Annotated in this window: 1 pseudogene; it reads left to right on the top strand. The window is 69.2% G+C overall.

Features of this window, described 5'->3' with window-relative positions:
• Positions 1-214: pseudogene (locus TW83_RS21575) on the top strand (D-xylose ABC transporter ATP-binding protein); the annotation flags it as partial.

Below are 214 nucleotides of genomic sequence, written 5' to 3'. Positions count from 1 at the left end.
CGGGCAGCCTGGCCGACATCGACAAGGACCACCTGATCCAGCTGGTCGTGGGCCGCCCCCTGACCGAGGAATTCGTCAAGGAGAACACCCCGCAGGCGCGCCGCCTGCTGTCGGTCGCGGGTCTTGCCGCCGATCGCGGTGTCCGGGACGTCAGCTTCGATCTGCACGAGGGCGAGATCTTGGCGCTGTACGGCCTGATGGGGTCGGGCCGGAC

This window comes from Paracoccus sp. S4493, assembly GCF_000967735.1.
Classification (GTDB): Bacteria; Pseudomonadota; Alphaproteobacteria; order Rhodobacterales; family Rhodobacteraceae; genus Paracoccus; species Paracoccus marcusii.
This window is presented reverse-complemented; position numbering and strand designations above follow the sequence as displayed.